The organism is Neobacillus niacini NBRC 15566 (assembly GCF_001591505.1).
Classification (GTDB): Bacteria; Bacillota; Bacilli; order Bacillales; family Cytobacillaceae; genus Neobacillus; species Neobacillus niacini.
The window spans coordinates 25,513-48,757 of sequence record NZ_BCVA01000045.1; the positions used below are offsets into that span (position 1 = coordinate 25,513).

22 protein-coding genes are annotated in these 23,245 nt (G+C 37.2%); 4 read left to right on the forward strand and 18 right to left on the reverse strand.

Annotated elements, in window-relative coordinates; all coding sequences use genetic code 11:
* The first annotated feature begins 387 nt into the window (after positions 1 to 387).
* On the forward strand, positions 388 to 660 hold the full coding sequence (locus tag BANA01_RS29270; protein ID WP_268875111.1) for a tyrosine-type recombinase/integrase: 273 nt from the start codon (positions 388 to 390) through the stop codon (positions 658 to 660).
* A 1,307-nt stretch (positions 661 to 1,967) separates the two neighbouring features.
* Positions 1,968 to 2,108: a hypothetical protein gene (locus tag BANA01_RS30220; RefSeq protein ID WP_218008417.1), complete on the forward strand. Its 141-nt coding sequence runs from the start codon at positions 1,968 to 1,970 to the stop codon at positions 2,106 to 2,108.
* 218 nt (positions 2,109 to 2,326) lie between these two features.
* Here BANA01_RS30220 and BANA01_RS23545 read toward each other — a convergent pair whose 3' ends face one another.
* The 10 genes from BANA01_RS23545 to BANA01_RS23590 form a co-directional block, all read right to left on the reverse strand.
* Positions 2,327 to 3,214, reverse strand: coding sequence for an alpha/beta fold hydrolase (locus BANA01_RS23545; RefSeq protein ID WP_063254931.1), 888 nt, complete (start codon positions 3,212 to 3,214; stop codon positions 2,327 to 2,329).
* A 24-nt stretch (positions 3,215 to 3,238) separates the two neighbouring features.
* Positions 3,239 to 4,222: a DODA-type extradiol aromatic ring-opening family dioxygenase gene (locus BANA01_RS23550; RefSeq protein ID WP_063254932.1), complete on the reverse strand. Its 984-nt coding sequence runs from the start codon at positions 4,220 to 4,222 to the stop codon at positions 3,239 to 3,241.
* 23 nt (positions 4,223 to 4,245) lie between these two features.
* Positions 4,246 to 5,058: an FAD synthetase family protein gene (locus tag BANA01_RS23555; protein WP_063254933.1), complete on the reverse strand. Its 813-nt coding sequence runs from the start codon at positions 5,056 to 5,058 to the stop codon at positions 4,246 to 4,248.
* A 21-nt stretch (positions 5,059 to 5,079) separates the two neighbouring features.
* Positions 5,080 to 5,559: a flavin reductase family protein gene (locus BANA01_RS23560; RefSeq protein WP_063254934.1), complete on the reverse strand. Its 480-nt coding sequence runs from the start codon at positions 5,557 to 5,559 to the stop codon at positions 5,080 to 5,082.
* A gap of 59 nt (positions 5,560 to 5,618) precedes the next feature.
* The gene (locus BANA01_RS23565; RefSeq protein WP_063254935.1) at positions 5,619 to 6,803 is read right to left on the reverse strand and encodes an acyl-CoA dehydrogenase family protein; all 1,185 of its coding nucleotides are present in this window, start codon (positions 6,801 to 6,803) and stop codon (positions 5,619 to 5,621) included.
* A gap of 96 nt (positions 6,804 to 6,899) precedes the next feature.
* Positions 6,900 to 8,102, reverse strand: a complete 1,203-nt coding sequence (locus BANA01_RS23570; RefSeq protein WP_063254936.1) for a thiolase family protein — start codon at positions 8,100 to 8,102, stop codon at positions 6,900 to 6,902.
* A gap of 108 nt (positions 8,103 to 8,210) precedes the next feature.
* Positions 8,211 to 8,615 (reverse strand): acyl-CoA thioesterase, encoded by a 405-nt coding sequence (locus BANA01_RS23575; RefSeq protein ID WP_082799653.1) that lies wholly within the window; start codon positions 8,613 to 8,615, stop codon positions 8,211 to 8,213.
* Entirely contained in the window at positions 8,602 to 9,480 is an 879-nt protein-coding gene (locus BANA01_RS23580; protein ID WP_063254947.1) for a 3-hydroxyacyl-CoA dehydrogenase family protein, read from the reverse strand. The genes BANA01_RS23575 and BANA01_RS23580 overlap by 14 nt, the downstream gene beginning before the upstream one ends.
* A gap of 77 nt (positions 9,481 to 9,557) precedes the next feature.
* Positions 9,558 to 10,514, reverse strand: a complete 957-nt coding sequence (locus BANA01_RS23585; protein ID WP_063254938.1) for a VOC family protein — start codon at positions 10,512 to 10,514, stop codon at positions 9,558 to 9,560.
* A 15-nt stretch (positions 10,515 to 10,529) separates the two neighbouring features.
* Positions 10,530 to 11,693 (reverse strand): acyl-CoA dehydrogenase family protein, encoded by a 1,164-nt coding sequence (locus BANA01_RS23590; protein WP_235847213.1) that lies wholly within the window; start codon positions 11,691 to 11,693, stop codon positions 10,530 to 10,532.
* Positions 11,694 to 12,004: 311 nt separating this feature from the next.
* Between BANA01_RS23590 and BANA01_RS23595 the strand changes: the two genes are divergently transcribed.
* Positions 12,005 to 13,828, forward strand: coding sequence for a V4R domain-containing protein (locus BANA01_RS23595; RefSeq protein ID WP_063254939.1), 1,824 nt, complete (start codon positions 12,005 to 12,007; stop codon positions 13,826 to 13,828).
* A gap of 98 nt (positions 13,829 to 13,926) precedes the next feature.
* Here the strand turns inward: BANA01_RS23595 and BANA01_RS23600 are convergent, their stop codons facing one another.
* From BANA01_RS23600 to BANA01_RS23635, 8 genes are read right to left on the reverse strand one after another with little or no spacing between them, the layout of a single operon-like run.
* Positions 13,927 to 15,222: a TRAP transporter large permease gene (locus BANA01_RS23600; RefSeq protein ID WP_063254940.1), complete on the reverse strand. Its 1,296-nt coding sequence runs from the start codon at positions 15,220 to 15,222 to the stop codon at positions 13,927 to 13,929.
* Between the two features lie 13 nt (positions 15,223 to 15,235).
* A complete protein-coding gene (locus BANA01_RS23605) occupies positions 15,236 to 15,760 on the reverse strand; it encodes a TRAP transporter small permease (RefSeq protein WP_063254941.1) in 525 nt (174 codons plus the stop codon).
* A gap of 12 nt (positions 15,761 to 15,772) precedes the next feature.
* Positions 15,773 to 16,810, reverse strand: a complete 1,038-nt coding sequence (locus tag BANA01_RS23610; protein ID WP_063254942.1) for a TRAP transporter substrate-binding protein — start codon at positions 16,808 to 16,810, stop codon at positions 15,773 to 15,775.
* Between the two features lie 16 nt (positions 16,811 to 16,826).
* Positions 16,827 to 17,678 (reverse strand): alpha/beta fold hydrolase, encoded by an 852-nt coding sequence (locus BANA01_RS23615; protein WP_063254943.1) that lies wholly within the window; start codon positions 17,676 to 17,678, stop codon positions 16,827 to 16,829.
* Positions 17,675 to 18,841, reverse strand: coding sequence for a CaiB/BaiF CoA transferase family protein (locus BANA01_RS23620; protein ID WP_063254944.1), 1,167 nt, complete (start codon positions 18,839 to 18,841; stop codon positions 17,675 to 17,677). The genes BANA01_RS23615 and BANA01_RS23620 overlap by 4 nt, the downstream gene beginning before the upstream one ends.
* Positions 18,842 to 18,854: 13 nt before the next feature.
* Positions 18,855 to 19,904 carry an acyl-CoA dehydrogenase family protein gene (locus tag BANA01_RS23625; protein WP_063254945.1) on the reverse strand — a complete coding sequence of 350 codons (1,050 nt, stop codon included), beginning with the start codon at positions 19,902 to 19,904 and terminating at the stop codon, positions 18,855 to 18,857.
* Complete coding sequence (locus BANA01_RS23630) at positions 19,897 to 21,051, reverse strand: acyl-CoA dehydrogenase family protein (protein ID WP_235847214.1); 1,155 nt, start codon at positions 21,049 to 21,051, stop codon at positions 19,897 to 19,899. Before BANA01_RS23630 ends, BANA01_RS23625 begins: the two co-directional genes overlap by 8 nt.
* A 12-nt stretch (positions 21,052 to 21,063) precedes the next feature.
* Complete coding sequence (locus tag BANA01_RS23635) at positions 21,064 to 21,831, reverse strand: enoyl-CoA hydratase/isomerase family protein (protein WP_235847215.1); 768 nt, start codon at positions 21,829 to 21,831, stop codon at positions 21,064 to 21,066.
* 962 nt (positions 21,832 to 22,793) lie between these two features.
* Between BANA01_RS23635 and BANA01_RS23640 the strand changes: the two genes are divergently transcribed.
* A complete protein-coding gene (locus tag BANA01_RS23640; protein WP_063254946.1) occupies positions 22,794 to 23,063 on the forward strand; it encodes a hypothetical protein in 270 nt (89 codons plus the stop codon).
* The last annotated feature ends 182 nt before the right edge of the window (positions 23,064 to 23,245 follow it).

Here is a 23,245-nt window from a genome sequence, read left to right on the forward strand (position 1 = left end):
AGGCTGTAAAATATGTATAGTTTTCTACTTTTTATTTTGTTAGAGGTAATCGAAAGAATTAGAACTTGAAAACGGATAAGTTAGGGCTGTTTATTCTTAGATCAAAATATGAGGAGGATTCAAATGCTATTTTCACAAAAAAGACGATTAAACTGCTTATTAATAAAAAAACGTAAGCCCGAACTATAAAAAATAAACGCACCTCTCCGGTACGCATCACAAATAGCCGTATATCATGATTTTTTTAATCAAATATATGGCACGTGAAAACTGAGCCAAATGACAAAAAAATTCTGGGCCATTAAAAGATTGTGAATTGTTATTTAAAATGTGGTCTGTATTGCAAAATAGAAGTGGTAGAAAATATCCTGCAGTACTAAGAAGAGAATATCAGGACTTAGACTTTTTGCTCAAAGAAATGGTAAACCACTTCAACCTACCGAAATGGCAAGAAATTATCGAAAGATGGTTGATAAAAGTGGATTACCGTATATTCTTTTTCATAATTTAAGGCATATACATGCGACATTATTGCTTCAACAAGGAGTACATCCAAAAGTGGTTTCGGAACGATTAGGACGCTCGACTATCAGGATCACGATGGACACATACACTCATGTGTTACCAAATTATGCAAAAAGAAGCTGCCCATCAATTTGAGCAGCTCATCAAATAAACTATGTAAATTTTAAAAATATCCATGTTACCAAAATGTGACCAAAGTTAATATTTTCGTTGTTGGCCAACAACTTTACCTTTCAATCACCTTCATCAAAAAAACTCATAAACCCTTATATATCAAGGTTGACGGGACTGTGTGGGAATCGAACCCACCAGACCTGGCACGCAGGTCTCAAGCAGTTTTGAAGTTTGCTAGCATCTGTTTTTCTAATATCTTTATGTACCCTCAAGTACTGATAAATCAAGCTTTCTTGCTTCCTAGTGTTTTCTCGTGATTTATAATTTTAAAAATTTGGGCACCAAGCATGGCACCTAAAAGCCCTACAAAGTTAGTAAAAATAACTTGTTATCTAACAGTTTCCTAAACTGTTGGTAGGAGGATCGAATCCTTTTCGGTACGTCAAAAAGCCTTGATTTTTCAAGGCTTTATATTTTTGATAAAATACGCAATCAGCAATTTCCTACAATTTTCAAAAAGTATAAAAGTTAAGTAAGTTAGCAAAAGTGAAAAAACGTTAGAAAAACTAGATATAGTGGTATTAATGGACACACTCAACAATGAATCCCTTATGTGGAGATCACTGGTTGCTTTAGAATGGAAAATATGTCGACTTTGGAAATAGCAAAATGGAAATTGAGCAATCCTTGACCTTTAAAAAAGGTAAAGGCGTTATAGTTAAATAAACTTAAATAATCAGAACTAGGACACTCAGTATACCTTCATCTGTAATGAAATTACTTAAATATTTAAATAAGGTAAAGAATACTTTACTCTTCAAGCAGATGATAACCGTTCAAATACTGGGATAAAACAGAAAGAGATTTTGTTTTTACTACCTTTAAAATTCATTTGGAGGCACTATACGACAAGAGTTAATGCTGGAATAGAATTATTATCTAAAAAAGATACCTTTCATGGACTTCGGCACACTTCAGTTTCATTATTATTTGATTTCCTACCAATCCCGTTGCAATTAAGCGGAACGCCATCCATATTTTTATAATCAATATTAAAAGCTTGCTAATGACTCTCCCCTGATAAAAGTAAGGCATTAGCACCTTTACGTAAAGCTAACTTCTACTTTTTCAATATGTGAGAATTCAGCAGTGAACTTTTATCGGCTGCTACTGCTGTTGAAAGTGCCCCCGAGAGAATAACTTTGTTCCCTTTTAACACTACATTTTACTCGATAATTTATTTGCAAGCATGTACACATTTAGCAGAATGGCTTAATACATCTAAACCATACCCTTTGTTAATCCGTTCTCCGTTTTTAAACAGGTTCATGTTAATCGAAGGTAAGTCGATATCCTTTAAAGAGAATCGTTCCTCCCCGATGACAAATAATCCGCTTGAGGCATTATCGGGTACCGTATCTGCTAGTGCAATCTTCCAATCTGAAATCCAGATCTCGTCAATTTTCTAAGGCAGGTGCTATATAATCTGTTGCAGCGATTATTTCTTCGACTGTAATAGATTGTCCACTAAGTCCTTTCGAAGAAAAAAGGCAATCTCGCCTTTATCTTTGGCTGAAAAAGAGGGTCTAAGCTAATATTCTCTTTCTATTTAAAATAAAGCATTAATCATTTACTCACGATTTACAATCTATGAATCATCTAAATAGTGCTTTTCAGAGGTAAACTATTATTTTGTTAACAGTGCTGATTCTCTATTTGTTGTTTTATTCCCATGCTTCAATAAGAATTCGATTAAAACAGTGTTAAATTCTTCTGGTTTTTCCCATTGCGGCCAGTGACCTGCATCTTTAATGACCACTAATTCACTACTAGGGATCATGTCTTGAATCGGTTTAGCTTCCTCAACAGTTGAAGTAGGATCATGGTCCGTCCATGCTAACAATGTAGGAACATTAATTTTCCCGCACCAGGATGGATCCCAGCTGTAAAGCTTTCTGATTTCAAGGTCCTGCAGACAGACAATATGATGAACCGCTTCTTGATAGGAAGGCTGTGTATAAATATTATAGCGGGCTTCGATTAACTCTTCAGTTACTTGGCTCTTATCATACATTAACCACTCTAAGCGCGTTTTTACATTTTCATAATTCGCTTCAAGAACTGCCTTTAATGTTGAATCCTTCAGCTTTTTCATGACCTCGGGCTTGTTATTTACATTTCCTGGTGTATTCAGTACCATTGCTTTCACATATTCAGGATGTCGAGCAGCAAACCATGCTGCCACCCAGCCGCCTAAAGACTCACCTGACAAGAACACTTTAGTTAAATTTAATGCCTGAATAACCCCTAATAAATGTTCACTATAATAATCGATTCCGTACTGTCGATCTGGTTTCGCTGTATAGCCATGACCAACCATATCAATTGTAATGACACGAAAATGCTTACTTAATCCTTTGATATTTTTCGCATATGCCTCAATATGACCGCCAGTGCCATGGAGCAAAATTAATGGTTCTCCTGTTCCAGCTTCTAGCACTCTCGTTTTAATTCCATTTGCGTTTAAATAATAAAGTTTAAATTCAAGATCAGCTAAGTCTGTCCATATTGTCATCTCAATTTCCCCCATTCTTACAAATTAATTTCGAACTTCTTCTTTAATCGTATTTTTATCATTCTTTTGATTGACTGGCGGATTGAACTGAACGATGGCCATACCCGTCACCCATTCCGGAATCGGCTCATAGCATGCTACACTTGCTTCAAAGTTTTGAAGCGCACCAAGCAACACAAGCCAGTTATGGATCTCCTGTCCTCCGTTTCCTAAGTTTTCCTCGATAAACTCCGCACTCCAATTTCTAAGTGCAGCATAATCCCTTTCCGTAACCAATCGTAAAAACTCCCTGTCCACTTGTTCATTCACAGGTCCTGATTTAATCCGTGTAACGCGTGTTTCCCTCGTATGCAAATACTCATCAAGCTGCTCAATTTCCTGACGGCCATTTTTTAACACTTTAATTAATGATTGATCTTCTGGCTTATCACTATCAATCTTCGGAATTGGCACCCAGTGCGAGAGACCGCCTGATGCAACAATTGCCACCTTGAGATCTTTATCCCAAGACTCGATAGCCTTCCTGACTATTTCACCAATTTGGAAACAACGGTCCATCGTAGGAAGCGGCGGTGCGGATGTATTTACCGCAATCGGCACAACAGGAATTTTAAGATCAGGATTTAAAAAGTAAATTCCTTGTGTATGGCCGTGATCGACTTTCATTTTTAAGGTGAAAGCAAAATCCACATTGTTTTCTATGCCTGTGTTAAGGATGTGTTTCGCTAAATCCTGCTGGACTGGAATATTGTATTTTGGAATCTGCCAGTCTCCCCAACCTTCACATTCACCAATGCCTATCGTAAAGGAAGGCATATGGTCATAGAAGTAACTATTAAAATGATCATCAGAAATGAGTACAATCACATCTGCTCCAGAATCTTCGAGATATTTCTTCATTTCAACGGCTGTCTGGAGGAAGCGTTGTCCTTTCTCTCCACCTCCAGCTTCATTTGTCATGATCATCGGGCTATGTGACATCGCGACTCCTGCGATAATTTTTGCCATCGGTTCCACTCCCTTTAGAATTATTAAGAAATTAGTAGTTTCTTAGGTGCATTTTGAATTTGCTTTTGCCATACAATCGAAATTTTCCCCTTTAACGAAGAAGGAATTTCCTTTGTACATTGGACTTCCTCCTTGAAAACGGTTACTTCCGTTTGAATAGAAAAGCCCCCATTTCTTAGTGTTACTGCATATCTTCCAGGACCAGGGAGAGTATAATACGGGTACAGCATAAATGCCTCTCCATTCCATTTGCACTCTGTTTCATAAAAGCGTCCAAGTAAATCAGGCAGCTCTGCCACCTTGCCATTTAACAGGCGTTCACGAATACAAGTGGAACTGATTTTCTCACCCCCCAGCTCAACTTTTTCAACCTTTGTCACATCAATTCGGCAGCCAGAGTCCTGATTCAGGCGGTCAAGATTTCCAGCCCCTCGGCTTCCATAGGAAAAGTCAAACCCAGCAACTACATGAACAGCACCCAGTCCATTCAAGTATTGAGAAACAAACTGTTCAGGCGAAAGGGCTGCAAACTCTATGTCAAATGTAATAATATAAAACGTATCGACACCCATTTTTCGAAGTCTCTCTTCTTTTTCAGCTAGCGGCATTAATGTGTGAACGTGAACTTTACCATTTGAGATGACGGTTTTCGGATGAGGAAAAAAACTCATTACTGCTAATTCTGACTTCTTCTCTTGTGCTTTCTGGTAAGCAGTATGAATGACGGTACAATGGCCATGATGGAGACCGTCGAAACATCCAAGTGCCATCACATTTGGCTTCGCCCTTTTCTGCCATTCTGCCAAATTACTACGATTTATATGAATGGTTTCCATAACAGTCTCCTCACATTGTATTTAGAGTGTCACTAGTTTTTCTTCCGTTAATGAACGATACTTTCCGCTATAAAAAAGAAGTGGTTCCACGTCTTCAAGATGAATATCGGTTACTTTTCCAATGAACAAGGTATGATCCCCTTCTACATGCTCAGCTGATACTTCACAGGCAATTTGTGCGAGCGCACCTGCTAATACTGGTTTTCCATCCAAGCGGTCGAAGGTAACTTTTTTATGTTCCTTCAATTGTCCTGCGAAAATCATTGAAAGTTCCTGCTGGTCAGCAGCTAAAATATTTACGGTAAAAATCTTGCTTTCTTTAATTTTGTTCAAAATTTTTGCATTTTTCCCTATTGAAACGACTACAAGCTTTGGATTAAGTGAAACGGACATGAACGCATTGGCTGTCATTCCAAGAACGTCTCCCTCAACCTCTGTTGCTATTACAGTCACACCAGTTGCAAATTTACCCATTGCAGTACGAAATTTACGGTCATCCATTCTATAATCCTCCTGTTTTAAGTTCTTTCTATCAACTCTTCAAGCTCTTTAGAATGAGGCTATCCCCTGACGCCTCCATTAAAACCAAACAATTCTTTACCATATGCCGCAACTGCATCTTCATATAAAGAGGTTTTGTGTGTAGCTACAGAAATAATATCCCGTAAGAATAATTCCATTGCACCGCCTTTATAAAGAGCCCCGCCACCTAGTGTAAGGAGCGACCTAACAGCGATATCAGTACAAATTTTGATTGCTTTCGTCCGAATTGAAAAGAATTCAGATGGCGGTGTCACACAACCGTCTTTTTCATAGTTTTCGAGGAGACCAATATATTTGTCGAGTAAAGCTTCAGCAATGTGGAAATCAGTGGTCATTTCCGATAATACACGCTGACTTCTTGGCGATTCACTTTCCCTTACTCCATCCATTAAGCGCACACGCTTTTCAGTTTGGTCTTTAAATTCCTTGAGTATCCGCTCTGCCCCGCCAAGTGCCATGTAACCAAATCCAAGATAGAAGGAAGGAAAAAACGGCACATGATAAAATGGGTAATCTGTGTCATATTCTTCTACTGGCGGTCTTCTTGTAAGTTCTGCCTGATCTAGTCGTAAAATCCGTTCCATTGGGACATATACATCTTTGGCAATAATTTGGTTACTTCCAGTCCCTCTCAGCCCAAATGTATCCCAATTGTTTACCACTTCTACTTCTGAAACTTTTAACATTGGCAAGCAATATACTGGTTTTGGACTGTCAGGGAAATGGATCATGACCCCTACACCGACCCAGTCACTAAAATTGACGCCGCTGACAAAACTCCACTTACCGCTAATACGATAACCATCGCCATCCCTTTCTGCTGTCCCTAATGCAGCAAAGATATCGCAGATTAACCCTCCCTGATGAACAATTTCGTCCGCTCCCTTTTCGGGAAGAAAGGCTGGAAGAATATTGTGAAGTGGATAAAGATAGGTCAGCCATGCAGCTGAAATATTGTAGTTTGCTACTTTGCGAACGACGTTTGCAAATGTCCTTAAATCCGCCTGCGGGCCGCCATATTTTTTTGGAAGCATCATTTTGGTGATTTCAGTTTCCTTCATCAGGTTTATGACATTCACAGAAATGGTCGCATTCTCCTCTGCAGACTTTGCTTCTTGTTCCGCCAATTTCCCAACTTTCTCTGCCGCCAATAATAGCCGTTCAGCTATAGCATTTTTTTCATTTATTGTATGAATGGCCATCAAAACACCCCCTATTTTTATATTCCGTCTACCTGAATATTCCGAACAATCTATTAATAGGTTGAAAATCCATGTAATTCCAATTGCTTAATACCTCTATGGATTATTTTCAACAATTATGGCAATCCCCTGCCCCATACCCACACACATGGTGGCAAGCCCATACCTAACATTATTCCGAGCCATTTCATGAATTAAGGTGGTTAGTATCCTCGCTCCACTAGCTCCTAAAGGATGACCGAAGGCAATAGCTCCACCATTTACATTGACGATGGCTTCGTTAAATCCTAATTCCCGAATGCATGCCAAAGCTTGAGAAGCAAATGCTTCATTAATTTCAACTAGACCAATATCATTTATTGTTAGACCGCAACGATCCAGTGCTTTTCTTGTTGCAAAAATGGGCCCTACTCCCATAATCGAAGGCTCTAAACCTGCAGTTGCTCCTACAATATACCTTGCCATTGGTTTTACCCCTAATTCCTTTGCTTTTTCAGCACTCATTAATAGCAGTGCGGATGCCCCATCATTTATCCCAGAAGCGTTCCCAGCAGTTACCGTTCCATTGAGAATGATTGGCTTTAAATTTCTAAGTTTTTCAATTGTTGTATCAAAACGTGGATGTTCATCTTTTTCAACAATTGTTTCGTTTCCTTTAACATCACGAATCACTACTGGAATGATTTCGTTAATAAAACGATTTTCCTCGATTGCCCTTTTTGCTTTTTTTTGGCTTTCAAGTGCAAATTCGTCTTGTGATTCTCTGGATACATGATATTGTTTGGCTACATTCTCAGCGGTTTCCGGCATGGAATCTTTTCCATACATCTCTTCCAATTTCTTATTAATAAATCTCCAGCCCATTGTTGAATCATGAAGTTCCATTGTCCCTCTAGGAAAACTTTGTTCAGGTTTAGCCATTACATAGGGGGCACGCGTCATGCTTTCTGTTCCACCCGCAATAAATATATCTCCTTCCCCAACTGCAATTGCTCTTGAAGCGTATAGTACCGCATCTAAACCTGAACCACATAAGCGATTAACCGTCGTTCCGCCAACTTGAACTGGTAATCCAGCAAGCAAAGCAGCCATTCTTGCAACATTTAAATGATCCTCTCCTGCTTGGTTGGTATTTCCCATTACCACTTCCTCGATTTGCTCTAGGGGGAGGTTTGGATTCCTTTCAATTAGTGCTTTTATAACAGTTGCAGCTAAATCGTCAGGACGGACATCTTTTAACGCTCCCCTATAGCGGCCGATTGGCGTTCTTACTGCATCGACAATTACTACTTCTCTCATTTTTCTCATCCTTTTTGTTAAAAACTTAAATTCAGTCATGTTTTGTATAAAAAAACAAAGAACTGATTTTATTGATAGATCTCTGGTTTCTTTTTAACCTACCTTAACTCACTCTTTCTCCGGAACCATCTTCTCGCGAATATCCTGAGGGATTGGGTGGGTCTTCAATTTCCCTTCAAAAGTTGCCCAGGCTCTAATTTCATAACCTTCTGCAACCACATGCTCATCTTTATAAAATTGATGTCTAATTTTAAAGACTTTGTTAAACAATTCCTGGACAGTACTCACGATTTCAACACAATCTTCAAAAAAAAGCGGTGAATTTATTTTACATTTCGATTCTAGCAGTGGAACACCAATATTCTGTTGTGAAAAGAGTTTTGAAGAAGGCACCCCGATAGCTCCTAAATATTCATGTGTTGCTTCATCCATCCATTTATGAAAATTAGGATAATAGACAATTCCTCCTAAATCGGTGTCACCCAGCCTCACCTTAAATTCATATTTTGATATCGTCCCTTTGGTTGTTGTAGTCATAAAAACCGGCACCTACCTTCGTTCCCAATCTTCCCGCTCTCATTAATTGTTTCAGCAGTAATGGCGGTGCAAATCGGTTGTCATTAAACTCCTCTTTAAAATAATTCATCACATAATAGCTAATATCTACTCCGCCATAATCTTGTAAAGCAAATGGCCCCATTGGATAATTCAACCCAAGCATAACCGCTTTATCTATATCTTCCGCTGATGCTACTCCTTCTTCTAATAGCTTTATAGCTTCTATAAATTGCGGTATTAAAATCCGATTGACGATAAATCCAGGTATGTCTTTATTGACAACAATCGGTTCCTTATTCAATTGAACAGAAAAATCCCTAACTGCCTCAACTGTTTCGTCGCTGGTTTTAAACCCTCGAACGACTTCGACCAGTTTCATAATTTGAGCTGGGTTAAAGAAATGCATCCCCACCACTCGGTCCTGTCGCTTGGTAGCTTCGGCAATCTCCGTGATAGACATTGAGGATGTATTTGTTGCGATTATTGCCTCCTCATGAAGGAGATCGTCCAGCCGTGAAAAGACATTCTTTTTCACCTTGATATCTTCAACAACAGCTTCAATCACAAAATCTGCTTCTTTTAAATCTTCGAAGTTTGTAGTGATATAAATATTTTCTAAGCTATCTACTTTTTGCTTTTCACTTATCTTGCCTCTCTGTATCCCTTTGTCCATAAATTTCTCGATTTGTAATAATCCCCGCTGTAGCTGCTTTTCACCTATATCATACAAAAGGACTTTATAACCACAACTCGCTATTGCATTTGAAATACCACTGCCCATGGTTCCTGCGCCAACTACCCCAACTGTTTTAATTTTCAAGATTGTTCCTCCATTTTCTTTCATCATCTAGTCTTACTTCTTGTTGTTTCTTCAGTCAAGAAGGTGTCACCCACCCATTACCCTCTTATCGTGGTTCTATTAGCCTGTGAGGTATTTTCTCCCCAATAGGTAAGGGCTTTTTTGTCTTCTAACGTCCATTTAACCGGTTCCCAATCGGGCTCAAAAATTAAATAGCCATTAGAAAATAACTCGATTCTTAATCCGCTGCCGGGATCTAATACATAAAGGTAAATCGCTTGTGATATTCCGTGTTTACCAGGACCGACAAACTCTATTTCATGCTCTGATAGAATATCTGCCGCACGTAGCATATCTTGAGCATTATCTAACCAAAAGGCCAAATGGTGCATTTGATGAGTCGTAGGAGCGTTTGGATCCTTCATAACAGCAAGGTCATGGACTAAATTCGTCACGCTCATCCACGCCCCTAACTGTTTGTTATTTGAATCAACCAAATATTCCCTCATGTTAAAACCTAATGTGTCGGTGATAAAATTTGTTACTGTCTCTAACTCAACATTGGTCGCAATATTGACATGGTCGATTCTTCGGACTGATATCCCTTTTGCCCAAGCTCTATGACTCTGGTTTTTCAAGATAGATTTGTTTTTTCCATTTCCCTTAGGCTTCTCCATATCATAATAGATTTCAAATTGATGTCCTGTTGGCAACTGAAAGCGTATGGCTCTGCCTTGACCTTTTTCGACCCTACTCTCAATCCATTCAACTTTTGTTTCACTCTCTTCTAAAAGCAATGCAAACTTTTCTAAATCTTCCCTTCTTTTCGCTTTCCAGCCAATATGATCGATATAAGAGGTGTCACCAGAGGTAATGGATAAACTATGATGTTCAAAATCTCCCCAGCCTCGTAAATAGTGGGTCCCATCTTCCACTGCGGTTTCTTCTAACCCAAGAATCTCTTTAAAAAACCACAGTGATTTTTCAATATTCGCAGAAACTAATGCAACATGGCCAAGTTTTGCAATTTCTGGTGCATATATAAAGTTTGTCATCCTGCTTCTCCTCCCTTACCCTCGAACACCGCTATTGTATCCAAATAATTTTTTACCGTAAGCATCCACCGCATCTTCATATAAAGAAGTTACATGGGTACCAATGGCTAATAAGTCTCTAACAATCATTTCCAAAGGATGTCCTTTGATTAAGGCCCCAGCTCCTAACGTTAATAACGCCTTTTGAGCGATATCGATACAAGATTGAATGATACTTGCACGAATAGCTTTATATTCACTCGGATCATATTTATCGCCGGTATCCTCTTCCAACATCTCAATATAGGTTCTCATTAATCCTTTGGCTGCCTTTAGTTTCATCATCATTTCCGCTATTACTCTTTGGCTTCTTGAAGAAGCTTTTTCCGACTCACCAGAAATTCGTATTCTTTTTTCTGTTCCTTTCTTAAATTCATCAATCGCTCTTTCGGCCCCACCTATAGCCATCGCTGGGAAACCGATATAAAAGGCGGGTAAAAAATGAACATTATAATATAAATAATCATTATCAAAAGGACCTTCTAATGGTTGACTTTTCTTTTGTATATCCTGGATCTTGAATGTTAAATCATCAGGGATAAATAAGTCCCGAATCACTAATGTATGGCTTCCAGACCCTCTTAACCCAAGGGAATCCCAATTTTCAACTATATTTACTTCGCAAGTATCAATCACCAATACAATGGGTTCTGACGTTTCTTTCTCTTTTACAACTGCACCAACAGCACACCACTTACTATGTTTAATCCCACTGACGTAATTGTAGGTACCAGATAAGATAAATCCGCCATCAACCCTTTTTGCGCTTCCAATCGGGGCCAGAATATCCGCTAATAGACCACTATCCTGATAGATTTCATCCCTGCGGTGTTTTGGCAGATAGGCGACCCAAGAATTATGAAGCGAATAAAAATATGTCAGCCATGCCGCTGATAAATTATAGAAACCAACCGTTCTTATCAGATCGGTAAAGGTGTTAAAATCAATTTGTTCACCTCCATAATCCTTTGGGATAATTAATTTATTTATTCCTTCTTTCTTGATTAATTGAATTACGTTTTCAGAAATCGTATTCTCTTCATCTGCTGTTATTCTTTCAGATTCTGCCAGCATCCCAATTTTCTTCGCGCTCTCCATTAAACATTCATAAACGTAATTTTGTACTGGTAAAACCGCCAAGTTCCTCACTCCTTTTTGATAAAAACTTACAAACAATTTTTTAGTAAGAAATCCTATCGAACCATAAAAAAGTAAAAAGAATGTTCAGCGTCCCTCCTTTTTTTAGCAATAACTACGGAAAAGTTTAAATGTTATTCACGGTAAAAACGCTTAAATCCTTATATATCCATTCAATCAAATGTTTACTGTGAAAAAAATACCTATTTTTACTGAAAAGTCTGAATAAATTGACAAAATATATTGTTTTTTATGATTGAAAGTTCTATCATTATGGTAAATACTTGCTTTTTAATAATAAAAAGGAGGAAACAATGTCAAATACCAACAATACTGGTGAGTTATCAATTAATAGTTTTGATATCTCATTTTCTAGTCAATCATTTGGAATATTACGTAAAGCATTATTTCATAATATAGGTTCCCATAAAACCAAGGGGTTTTTATTAAGATTAGGTAAGGAATTAGGAGAACAAACGGCCTCTGAATTATTAGAAACTCATTCTCCGGAATTTGTAGCTAACCAAGCCATCATGATTCATAAAAAGATGGGCCATGTATCAGACGTGATTACAAAAAGAGATCAAGAATATGATAAGCATGGAAATTTACTCTATATAAACACGAAGGGAATCTGGTTTGATTCCTTTGAAGCAAAACTCCATTTGACCCATCACGGAGTTTCAAACGAATGCTCTTGTTACACGTTAAGTGGTTTTGCCACTGGTTATCTTTCTAAAGCATTTAATGCAGTTGTTATGGTAAGGGAGACAAAATGTAAGGCAAAGGGAGATGAAAATTGTGAATTTGTCATAAGATTAGTAGAAGATTGGCAGGAGGAATACCCGGATGAAATTTTGCTATATAACGAGCAAACCATTTATGATGAGTTAGAATTAACGTATGATAAACTTTTGAAACAAAAAAACCTTCTAGATAAAATATCTATTTTTCATTACCAGTTAACAGAAAGCGTTTCCAAAAATCAAAGCATTCCCGTTGTAATTGAAACGGCCTACCACAATATAAAAATACCAATCCTCATCGAAGATCGACACGGTAACACAATTGTTCAATATGGCCTAACTGAAGCCCAATTAAAGGAATTAAAATTAGTTAGAAAATCAAAAATGTTTTATGTTGAATCGTATAATCAAACACAGTTTTTTGAATCAGATAAATTTAATGAACTCAAAACACCTATTTATTTAGAAAATAAAGTGTTTGCCTATTGTTCTTTTATTTACTTTGAACAATTAAAGAAAGAGCCTAATGACCATACTTTTCTTGAACGTATCTCTACTATCTCTACTTTGTGTTTTATTAATGAAAAAGTTCAGTTTGAGGCACAAGAAAGAATGAAAATTTCTGTGTTAGATGACCTAATTACAAAACAATATGATTCAATCGAAGATATACGGCAAAAATTCAAATATCTTAAACGGCCACTTGTTGGCCCATTTTATGTTGCACTTGTTAAAGTCGACCATAAGGGTCAAAGGGAGAATACGACCGATTTATATCCTATTGCTCTTGAATTAGCTAAGCAGTGTGAGAGTGAGGATTTAATTGTTGTAGTATCAAGGTATAATGAATATTGTGTGATTTTAATTGGCTCACCAATAAAAACTTCTAATTTAAAACAAATTATGAAAAGAATGATCACAAAGGTACAAAGATCTCTTCCAGACTATACCTTCAAGATTGGTGTTAGCAATAAGTTTGAAGATTTACTCAACATTGATACGTACTTATTACAAGCTACAAACTCTGTTCGTTCTCCATTTCATGAAAATATTATTTTTCACGATGATTTAGGCTTTATCGGTTCAATTGTGAATACGTATAACTATGAACAGCTAATGGAATTAGCCAAAAATGAACTGAAAACTCTTTTTACCTCTAATGATGAAAAAAGTAAAGAATTATTAAATACTTTATATATCTATTTAAAAAACAGTGGGAAATTAGAAAAAACCATGCATGATTTATCTCTATCGATTGGAGGGATTCAGTATCGGATAAGAAAAATCGAAGAAATATTAGGTAAAAGTTTAAAAGATTTTCGAAATTCGGCTTACTTACTCTTATTAATTGAAAGTATGATACTTATTGATAAAATCAAAATAGAATCTTAAGTTAGCAAATGTATATGAAGTATTTCAATATTGAAAAAAAGTGTCATCAAGACTGGATTCAAACCAAATCTTGATGGCACCTTTTTAGACTGACAAAGCTATTTAATTGTATCAGGTAGATAAGAAACAAATTGCGGCACAAGAGTAATGATAGCAATCAGTAAAATCATTAAACACAAATATGGTGCAGCTGCATAGGACATCTTTATTAGATTTAATGGAGTTCCTTGTTTCTCTGAGATTTGCATCATAACAAACAGGTTCAGCCCTATTGGCGGTGTTATAGCCGACATTTCTAACGCGATAATCGTAAAAATACCGAACCACAGCAAGTCAACACCATAGTTGACTAAAATTGGGTGCAGGATTGGAACCATGATTAACAGAATCGAAATAACATCCATAAACATTCCTAAAATAACAAAGATGACAAAAATCAATAATAACAATGTCCACTTATTCATATTCAGTGACTCAAGCCCCAGCTGAATCGTTTGCGGTAATTCAATCGCGGTAATGGCAAATCCAAATAATAATGCTGCAGCTAATATTAACGCAATCATCCCGACATTTGAGGCAGTCTCTTTAAGAGATTCAAATAATCCTTTTACGGTTATTCCTTTGTAAACAAATAAGGCTAACAACAATGAGACAATACAGGCAACCGCTGCAGATTCTGTCACGGTAAAGATTCCCGAGTAAATCCCAAAAATAATGATCACTGGTAACAGGAATAGCCAGCTGATATCTTTTAAAGCTGACACCCTTTCTTTTTTGCTCGCTTTCTCTCCTCTTTTCAGCTTTTTTCCGTATACAAGGACCACATATACGATAAAGATTATCACCAGGAGGATACCAGGGATAATTCCTGCCATAAATAAATCTGTTATTGAGACATTTGTCATTGCTCCATATAAGATCATCGGTCCGCTTGGAGGGATTAAAATTCCCAATGTACCAGCTGCGGCAATAATCCCATACGCCAGTCTTTTAGGGTAGCCATTTTTTATCATTTCACTCGATGCGATATATCCAATGGTTAAAACCGTTGCAATACTCGATCCCGTTAAAGAAGCAAAAAATGCACATGTCAGTACACTTGCAATTGCCAACCCTCCCGGCAAATGTCCAAACCATTTATTTGCAGCATCAAAAGCCTTCGTTCCTATTCCACTTTTTAACAATATTTGGCCAGTTAGAATAAATAATGGAATTGCAATTAAAATACTATTATTAAGAGCGTTAAAGAGTAGTTGCGGTACTTGTAAATTTGCTACAAGAGGGTCTAAGTAAACCATTAAAACTCCAGCACTCACAATGATTAATGCGAATGCAACAGGCATTCCTAAAAGGATAATTACCATTAATATTCCTAAGATGATTACGTAATCCAAACACAACCCCCCCCTAACTCAGTACTGAAGTTTCATTTTCAGCCTCATGACGGTCTTTAAGAAATAAAAGCAGCAAATGTCTGATAATAGCTAAACATAGTAGGACACTGCCTATTACTAAAGAACTCTGAGGAATCCAAATCGGAACTTGGATGATCGATAAGTCCTTTGCATGTTTCACATATGAACTATGCATCATAACCCAACTGTGCTTCGCTAAAAAAATAAAGAAGACTAATGAAACCATCATAAGGAAAAATTCTAAAATCCTATTGGTTTTCTTAGAAAACTGATTTGTGAGAATATCTATTTTAATATGTTCCACATTATACATCGCGAAGGCAGCTGCAATGTAGGAAGCAGCAATAAAAAAGTATACAGAAAATGGTTCAACCCAATGAATGGGGATCATGATATTTCTACCTGCTACACTAATTAAAACCAAAGCAGCAATTAAAAAAATTAGGAGGCCGGCAATAATACCGGCAACTTCCATAATTTTACCTATTATATAGGTAATGGTTTTTACTATTTTCATATCATCACCCTTTTACTCTCTTGAAGAATTTATAATCTTCATGATTTCTTTTCCTACGTCTCCTGTCGTTTGATAGAAATCTTCGAGAACCTTTTCTTGTACTTCTTTAAATGATTTTTTATCTACTTCTACAAACTCCATTCCTTTTTCACTTAGCGTCTTCGCATTTGCCTCATGTTGTTTTTGTACTTCTTCAGACATCCATCCTTCTACCTCTTTGGAAGATTCTAAGATGATGTTTCGTGTTTCTTCAGAAAGGGAATTCCACCAATCTAAATTCACTAGTGAGATAGAAATTCCAGCATTTTGTGGTCCAGTATAATATTCAGTTACTTCATAATATTGTTGGGCAATGAAGGCAACGGGTGCTGACAAACCAGCATCAATCGTTCCTCTTTGTAATGCCTGAACTACCTCTGCTCCCGGCATCGTGATTGGGGTACCGCCAGCTGCTTCTACAAATTTGGACATAAGCGGACTTGTTGTTCTCACCATTTTCCCCTTAAAATCAGCAGGTGTTTTCAGTGGAGTTTCTTTCGATGCATAATACGCCATTCCAAAGTCTCCCCAGATGATCGGGAAAAGGTTGGCTTTAGCAAATTCATCTTCGAAAATTTTACGAACTCCGTTATCCAATGATTTGTGCAGGTGTTTGTAATCATCAAATACAGGCAATACAATAAGCTCGGCACTAGGAACTAAAGATGTTAACATTTCAAACGTAGTTGCACCAGCTTCGATTTGTCCTGTTGAGATCGCATCAACTACCCCTATATCATTGTAAAGCTGCCCAGAGGGGAAAATGCTCAAATCAATTTTCCCACCGCTTTTTTCGCTTACTAGTTCTTTTAATTTCTCAAAACCTTTATGGGTATGCTGTTCCACTGGATACCCATGTGCAAATTTAAACGATACTTTTTCCACACTACCTTCTGAGGTTTTGTTCGTTTCATTTTCTTTTTTCGCCGAACCATTAGAAGAGGATGAACTACAGCCAATCAACGTGACCATTCCTAGCACAATCATGAATATCAACAGTTTATTTTTCATTAAAACTCCACCCCCATTAAATTGTTTTATTAAAATACTCCGCCAAAAGCCTATTAAATGTTTCCTTATGTTCCAACTGTGCCCAATGTCCGCATTTCCCTAGGACAAATAAATGGGCATTTGGTAAATGATCCAACAGATAATAGCTAGAATCTATGGAACAAACATGGTCCTCTTTGCCGTGAATTAAGAGAATTTCATGTTTGATTCTTTTTAAAGCTGTTGGTGGCACAGGTAATGGTGTTGTACTGAAGAAGGCATTATTCGACCTTTTCACTTCCTCTTTTAAAGCGATTTCAAATCGCTCATCAATAAACGAGTCAATAATTGGGGTCATTTTTTCCACATCATAGACAAACCATTCCATAATTTGTCTTAACTTTTTAGGCGTTGGATCTTGATAGAAATTTCGAGCCCTTGCCAATTCAATACTCATTTTTGTTACTGGGGTTCCACCTGGACCCATCAAAATCACTCGATCAAATCGCTCAGGGTGCTCAATTAATAATTCCAAGGCAATCGAACAACCTAATGAATTCCCGACAATGTTTGCCTTTTCAATTTTCATTTCATCCATTAATTCAATTATTTGCTTCACCCATAAATCAAGCCATTCTTGCCTAGTCTTTGGAGGCTCAACCGGATGACTGCTGTTGGCAAAGCCAAATAGATCAGGAGCAATGCAATGGAACTGTTCTTGACAACTGTCTAACACATAACTCCAATTCGCAAGAGCTGTAACTCCTGGACCAGAACCGTGAATAAAAATTACTTTATTCTCATGTTCAGCCCCTGATTCATTCACATAGGTTTTAAAATTTTCCGTATTAACATAGCGAGTTGAAATGGTTGAAGTGGTTGTACTCATATTCTTTCCTCCTCTTTCTTCATCATATTTTCAAAGATTTCTTCGTTGTGTTGCCCTAATAATGGAGCTGGTTGAAAGCTGTCAACGATAGATTTTGAAAGTCTAATCGGTGAGCCTGGAACTTTCACCTTACCTTTTGTAGGATGATTGATTTCTACAATCATGTTTCTCTCTTTTAAGTGTCGATCATTGGCAACTTCTTTTACCGTCAGAACTGGTGCTGCCGGTATCCCTTTTATGGTTAATAATTCAACGATTTCCCATTTATTGATATCCTTTGTCCATTCAGAGACAACTTGATCAACCTTATCCATATGCGCCGCCCGGCTGATTGTGTTTTTAAACTCTTCCTTTTCAAGTAAAGTTTGTTGTTCTAAAATGTCCACAAGTAACTGCCAATGGCGCTCGGTTGCACATATAATGGCAACAAATCCATCTTTGGCTGGATAGACATTATAAGGTGCTGCCCTTAAACCACTATGCTTATTCCCTGTTCTTTCACAATAATTTTCCGGATCTCCATCGTACAATGCTGCTAAAGGTGAAGCTAATGTTGGATATAGGGCATCATGCATAGACACTTCTACTTTTTGTCCTTCCCCGGTCCTTTCTCTTTGGTAAAGAGCTAAACCAATACCAGATAATAAATGCGTTCCTCCCAACAAATCTGCAATGGCAGGTCCTGCTTTCACAGGAGGCATATCCGGATAACCTGTCGAGCTCATCACTCCTCCAATGGCTTGCACCGTTAAATCCATTCCTGGAAAATCCCGATAGGGTCCTGTTAGACCATAAGCCGTTGCCGTCGCATAAATGAGCCTTGGGTTTCTCTTTTTTAATACTTCGTCATAATCAAGCCCCAACCGCTTCATGACACCTGGTGTAAAGTTTTCTACTAAAATATCTGCTTGTTCCACTAGTTTCAAAAATGCATTTTTCCCGTCTATACTCTTCAAATCTAAGGTGACACCGTATTTATTAGTGTTAAACATTAAAAATTCATGTGGAACCTTGCTTTCATGTCGCTCTCGTAGTATATCTCCCTTTGGACTCTCAACCTTTATTACTTTTGCCCCATGGTAAGCTAGTAGTAATGTACAGTACGGCCCTTGATATACTTGGCTTAAATCTAAGACTACCAGTCCTTCTAATGCCTTCTTCATCCTTTTACCACCTTTATTGAGTTACAAGCTCCCACAGGCCTGTTTCTTCAGCCAAGATAAAACGGCCAATTTCTTGCGACCAGTAAGATTCAGATTGGTATTCTTCTCGTAGGGACCATAATTTTCTTGTGTAATAGTGGAGAATATGCTCCTGTGTAAACCCCATAGCTGCATGAATCTGGTGAGCGATTGCAGCAGCTGTACTTATAGCCTCGCAAACTTTTAATTTTGCCACCATCAACTCTAAATAATATTGATGATCCATTTCGTCCTTGAGAGATTCAATGCAAGTACGTGTCATGATTTCTGCTTGTTTTACGGATTCGGCCATAATTGTAATATTATTTTTTATCATTTGAAAGCTGCCAATCTGCTTTCCAAATTGAATTCTAGTATTTGCATGTTCAATTGTTAATTCAACTATTTTCTTCAATGCACCAGTCGCTACAGCTAAGTTTAGTAAAAGTTGCAAGGAAAAATAGTAGTTAACAACTGATGATTCAATCGGTTTAACTAGTTTAGGTGAATGATTGACTAACTCAACCGAATAGACTGGTTCATTAGATAAATTGTGCTTTATTTGCAATTCTAATTGACTCACATCTAGCAAAACGAAATAGTCTTCCCCTCGTTCATTCGTTCCTATGACTAAAATATCGTTCCCTTTTGTATATCCATATATATTTTCAATCTTGCCTTTTACCAAATACTCCTTATCGGAGTTGATTGTGATTTTTTGGTCAAAAGGTCCACATGATAGATGATATTTTGAATATAGTTTTTCTTGATAAGAAACCCAATTACTAAATAGTATAGAGGTAAGGGGGATGGGAAGCGCATATTTCCCAGCAATAACAGCTAATTCCATGCCATGCTTTTTCTCAAACCCACTTCCCCCATCAGCTTCATCAATCCCAATCTTATAAATCCCAAATTCCTCTAACGTATCTAACAATTGTTTTGGAACCCCTTTGCTTTCAGATTCCTCAAGTAAATCTTTATCACAAAAGTTTTCTAGGATTTTTTCAAAGGATTCTTTCAGTATTACTTCCATTTCATCCATTCTTCATCACCCCTTTCGAAATAATCGTTCTTAATATTTCTGTAGTGCCACCTCTTAGGGTAAATCCTGGAGAATGTAAAATCGATTGTGCTGCGTAAACTTCGATTCTTTTATCTGAATCTAATGAGGGGTAGATAGATGTTGTATTTCTAGCAGCATGAATTATTTGGTTTTCCAATTGAGTTCCGAGATCTTTTACCATTGAGGCTTCTGTGTTTGGTGTCTTTTTTTGTTCCAATAATGACGCAACCTCTAAGGACATTTTCCGTAAAGTAACTAAACTGGCTATACAAGAGCCTAAGTCTCGCAAATCCGAGCGCTCGTTACCTTCAGATTTTATGGTATCGATTAATTCTTCTAGTAAAGGATACGTACTGAGGAATCTCTCAGGGCCGCTTCTCTCATATGCCAATTCGGTTAGTCCTTGCTGCCAGCCATTTCCCTCGACACCTACTAAATTTTCTTTTGGCACTTTTACATCTTCAAAAAACACTTCATTAAATTCGTGCTCCCCAGTCATAAGATAAACTGGTCTAATCGTTATACCTGGCGATGTTAGATCAACTATTATTTGACTCATACCTTCATATTTATTCTTTTCATTCTTTGGGGAAGTCCTACAGAGAACAAGGATATAGTGTGCATGATGTGCACCTGTTGTCCAAATCTTGCTTCCATTTATAAGCCAATGATCTCCTTTGTCTTCGGCTCTTGTAGATATTGATGCTAAATCACTTCCTGAGTTTGGTTCACTTAAACCGATTGCAAAATATAATTCTCCCTTGCAAATGGAGGGTAAATATTTCTGTTTTTGTTCTTCCGTTCCAAACTTAAGCAACAAGGGAGCTGTTTGCCTATCAGCTACCCAATGGGCCGACACCGGAGAGCCTTTCGATAATAATTCTTCTATAACAACATATCTTTCTAAATTACTTTTCTCCTGACCACCATATTTTTTTGGAATCGTCATCCCAATCCAACCTTTATTTGCTAACTTTTTGCTAAACTCTGGAGAAAAACCAGAAATACTTGCATCACACTTAACCGTAAACGTTCCATTTTCTTTTTCTTCATTAATAAATTCCCTCACTGCAACTCTTAAATCTTGAATGTCAGATTTCGTATTAAATTCAGCAATGCTTACCAAGTGAATCCTCCTTTATTTACCAGTAAAAACAGGTTTTCTTTTTTGTAGAAATGCATTTACTGCTTCTTTATGATCTTCAGTAGACTTCACAATAGCAAAATGGGAAGATACTAAATCTAAGGAACTGGATAAGTCTGATTTAATGGATTGCTTCACCGTTCTTTTTATCAACCTTACTGCGATTTGAGGTTTAGCAGCTAAAACCTTCGCATATTCTAGTGATTTTTCAAAAAATCCTTCAGATGGATAAACCATGTTCACTAAGCCCATCTCTTTTGCTTCATTAGCAGAGATAAAATCACCAGACCATAAAAGTTCAAGGGCTTTAGAGTATCCCACAATTCTTGGCAAATAATAGGCACCCCCATCTCCCGGTATTAAGCCGATATTTATGTAGCCCTCAGAGACTTTAGCCGTCTCCGCCATAATTCTAATATCTGCCATAAGGGCCATATCAAGGCCAGCACCAACAGCAATCCCATTAATGGCACAAATGATTGGCTTATCAATATCATGAATAGTTAGAGCCACTCGATGAACGTTTCTCCATAGATAATCTTTCGTTTGCGCAGGTACTGAGTCGGCCTGCATATCATTGATGTCTCCTCCAGAGCAGAAAGCGTTTTCTTTTCCGGTAATTAAAATGACTTTAATGTCTTCATTCATTTTAGCGTGCTCTAACGCTTCAACCCATTGATCTATCATTAATTTATTAAATGCATTTTTCTGTTTTGGCCTATTTAGAAAAATCACATATACACCATCATAAAATTCCGTCAATATAGGACTAATTTCATCCAACGCATTGATCCCTCACTTTATTTTCAATATTTTCATAAGTTTTATGATACTTATTACATTAATTAGAATAATATTTATTGTCAAACTATTTAGAAAAATTTAACATTTACAACCAGCGTGAGCTTTTTCCTCATAATAAGATGTAAACCCTTTTATTTTATGTGGTTAAAAGCACTTTTTTAAAAAGCTAAATTATTATCAAAAAATAAATTTTTATAGTTAACTTTAAGTACTCAATAAATTTTATTGAAGTATAGCATAAACTTAATCTCTATCGATTTTATTCAGACCCTAAAAACGTGCAAATAAAAAGGAGGTACAGAAGTAGGAATTTACTCTCTATCTATACATATATGAAAAACATAAAAGATAAAATTGACTATTAATGTGATGCTATCCGTTAGGAAAATGGGTCAGTCTCCCACCGATTCAAAATTTCCCATTGAGGGGAATGACCTCATACCCCGAAATGCATAACAAAGGGACAGTTCTCATGTTAAGGACTGTCCCTTTGATTAAAAGACGTAAGTACTATATAAGTGAGTGAAAGGGCAAAGTCTCAAAGAAAGAACATGGGGCGTAATGGAAAGGCTTAAGAGGTTGTTAAATGGCTCTACAACTTAATTTTGAACTGGAATCAAATTGATTATAATTTTTATCATCGCAATCTTCAGACAGCGGCAATCAATCTGGGTAATCCCCCCATATCTGAGTAGGGCAAAAGCATTGAGTTGGTTCATTCTGAGGAATTTCATACAGTGAAAAGCGGTACTAGGATACTCATACCTAAAAGGTATATCCAGAAATGGTTAAAGGGAGAAAATTAAAGATTATAGGCACTTAAACTCACTTCTTCAAGGTTAAATCATTAAACAGTAAGTCATACTGATAATGGTGATTTGAGTTTAGGTGCCCAGTCATTCTAAGGAGGAAGTTAACCTATGGCTGGTCCCATAACGAAAGACAAAAAGACAGGTACCTATTTTATAACAATTGAAGTTGTTACCAAAGGCAATAGAAAACGAAAGGTTCAAAAGAATTTAGAAACGAAAAGAGAGGCTAAAGATGCTTTAGATCTCGTTGCAGCAGAACTTCAAAAGGAATTGAACAACGATGAGTCTAAAGAGGATCTGTCCTTGGGTGATTATCTAGATTATTGGCTTAATTCGTATGCCAAATCAAATACTTCACCCAATACCTACAGAGCGTAAGAGCAAATCATCAGTGTTAATTTAAAACCTTTACATTTACAAAATTATTATGTGGAAAAACTAGTAAATTTAACTGCTCAAACGGTCAAACATCATCATCGATTGTTATCTAAAGCATTGAATGATGCGGTAGATTGGGAGTTTTCGAACAAAAATGTCGCTCTGAAAACAAAGCCGGCAAA

What these genes read in the sequence shown, in the direction of transcription:
- BANA01_RS30220 (WP_218008417.1), top strand. Translation starts at nt 1,968, where the DNA reads ATGTTAATCGAAGGTAAGTCGATATCCTTTAAAGAGAATCGTTCCTCC.
- BANA01_RS23545 (WP_063254931.1), bottom strand. Translation starts at nt 3,214, where the DNA reads ATGACAATATGGACAGACTTAGCTGATCTTGAATTTAAACTTTATTAT.
- BANA01_RS23550 (WP_063254932.1), bottom strand. Translation starts at nt 4,222, where the DNA reads ATGGCAAAAATTATCGCAGGAGTCGCGATGTCACATAGCCCGATGATC.
- BANA01_RS23555 (WP_063254933.1), bottom strand. Translation starts at nt 5,058, where the DNA reads ATGGAAACCATTCATATAAATCGTAGTAATTTGGCAGAATGGCAGAAA.
- BANA01_RS23560 (WP_063254934.1), bottom strand. Translation starts at nt 5,559, where the DNA reads ATGGATGACCGTAAATTTCGTACTGCAATGGGTAAATTTGCAACTGGT.
- BANA01_RS23565 (WP_063254935.1), bottom strand. Translation starts at nt 6,803, where the DNA reads ATGGCCATTCATACAATAAATGAAAAAAATGCTATAGCTGAACGGCTA.
- BANA01_RS23570 (WP_063254936.1), bottom strand. Translation starts at nt 8,102, where the DNA reads ATGAGAGAAGTAGTAATTGTCGATGCAGTAAGAACGCCAATCGGCCGC.
- BANA01_RS23585 (WP_063254938.1), bottom strand. Translation starts at nt 10,514, where the DNA reads ATGACAAACTTTATATATGCACCAGAAATTGCAAAACTTGGCCATGTT.
- BANA01_RS23595 (WP_063254939.1), top strand. Translation starts at nt 12,005, where the DNA reads ATGTCAAATACCAACAATACTGGTGAGTTATCAATTAATAGTTTTGAT.
- BANA01_RS23605 (WP_063254941.1), bottom strand. Translation starts at nt 15,760, where the DNA reads ATGAAAATAGTAAAAACCATTACCTATATAATAGGTAAAATTATGGAA.
- BANA01_RS23610 (WP_063254942.1), bottom strand. Translation starts at nt 16,810, where the DNA reads ATGAAAAATAAACTGTTGATATTCATGATTGTGCTAGGAATGGTCACG.
- BANA01_RS23615 (WP_063254943.1), bottom strand. Translation starts at nt 17,678, where the DNA reads ATGAGTACAACCACTTCAACCATTTCAACTCGCTATGTTAATACGGAA.
- BANA01_RS23620 (WP_063254944.1), bottom strand. Translation starts at nt 18,841, where the DNA reads ATGAAGAAGGCATTAGAAGGACTGGTAGTCTTAGATTTAAGCCAAGTA.
- BANA01_RS23625 (WP_063254945.1), bottom strand. Translation starts at nt 19,904, where the DNA reads ATGGATGAAATGGAAGTAATACTGAAAGAATCCTTTGAAAAAATCCTA.
- BANA01_RS23640 (WP_063254946.1), top strand. Translation starts at nt 22,794, where the DNA reads ATGGCTGGTCCCATAACGAAAGACAAAAAGACAGGTACCTATTTTATA.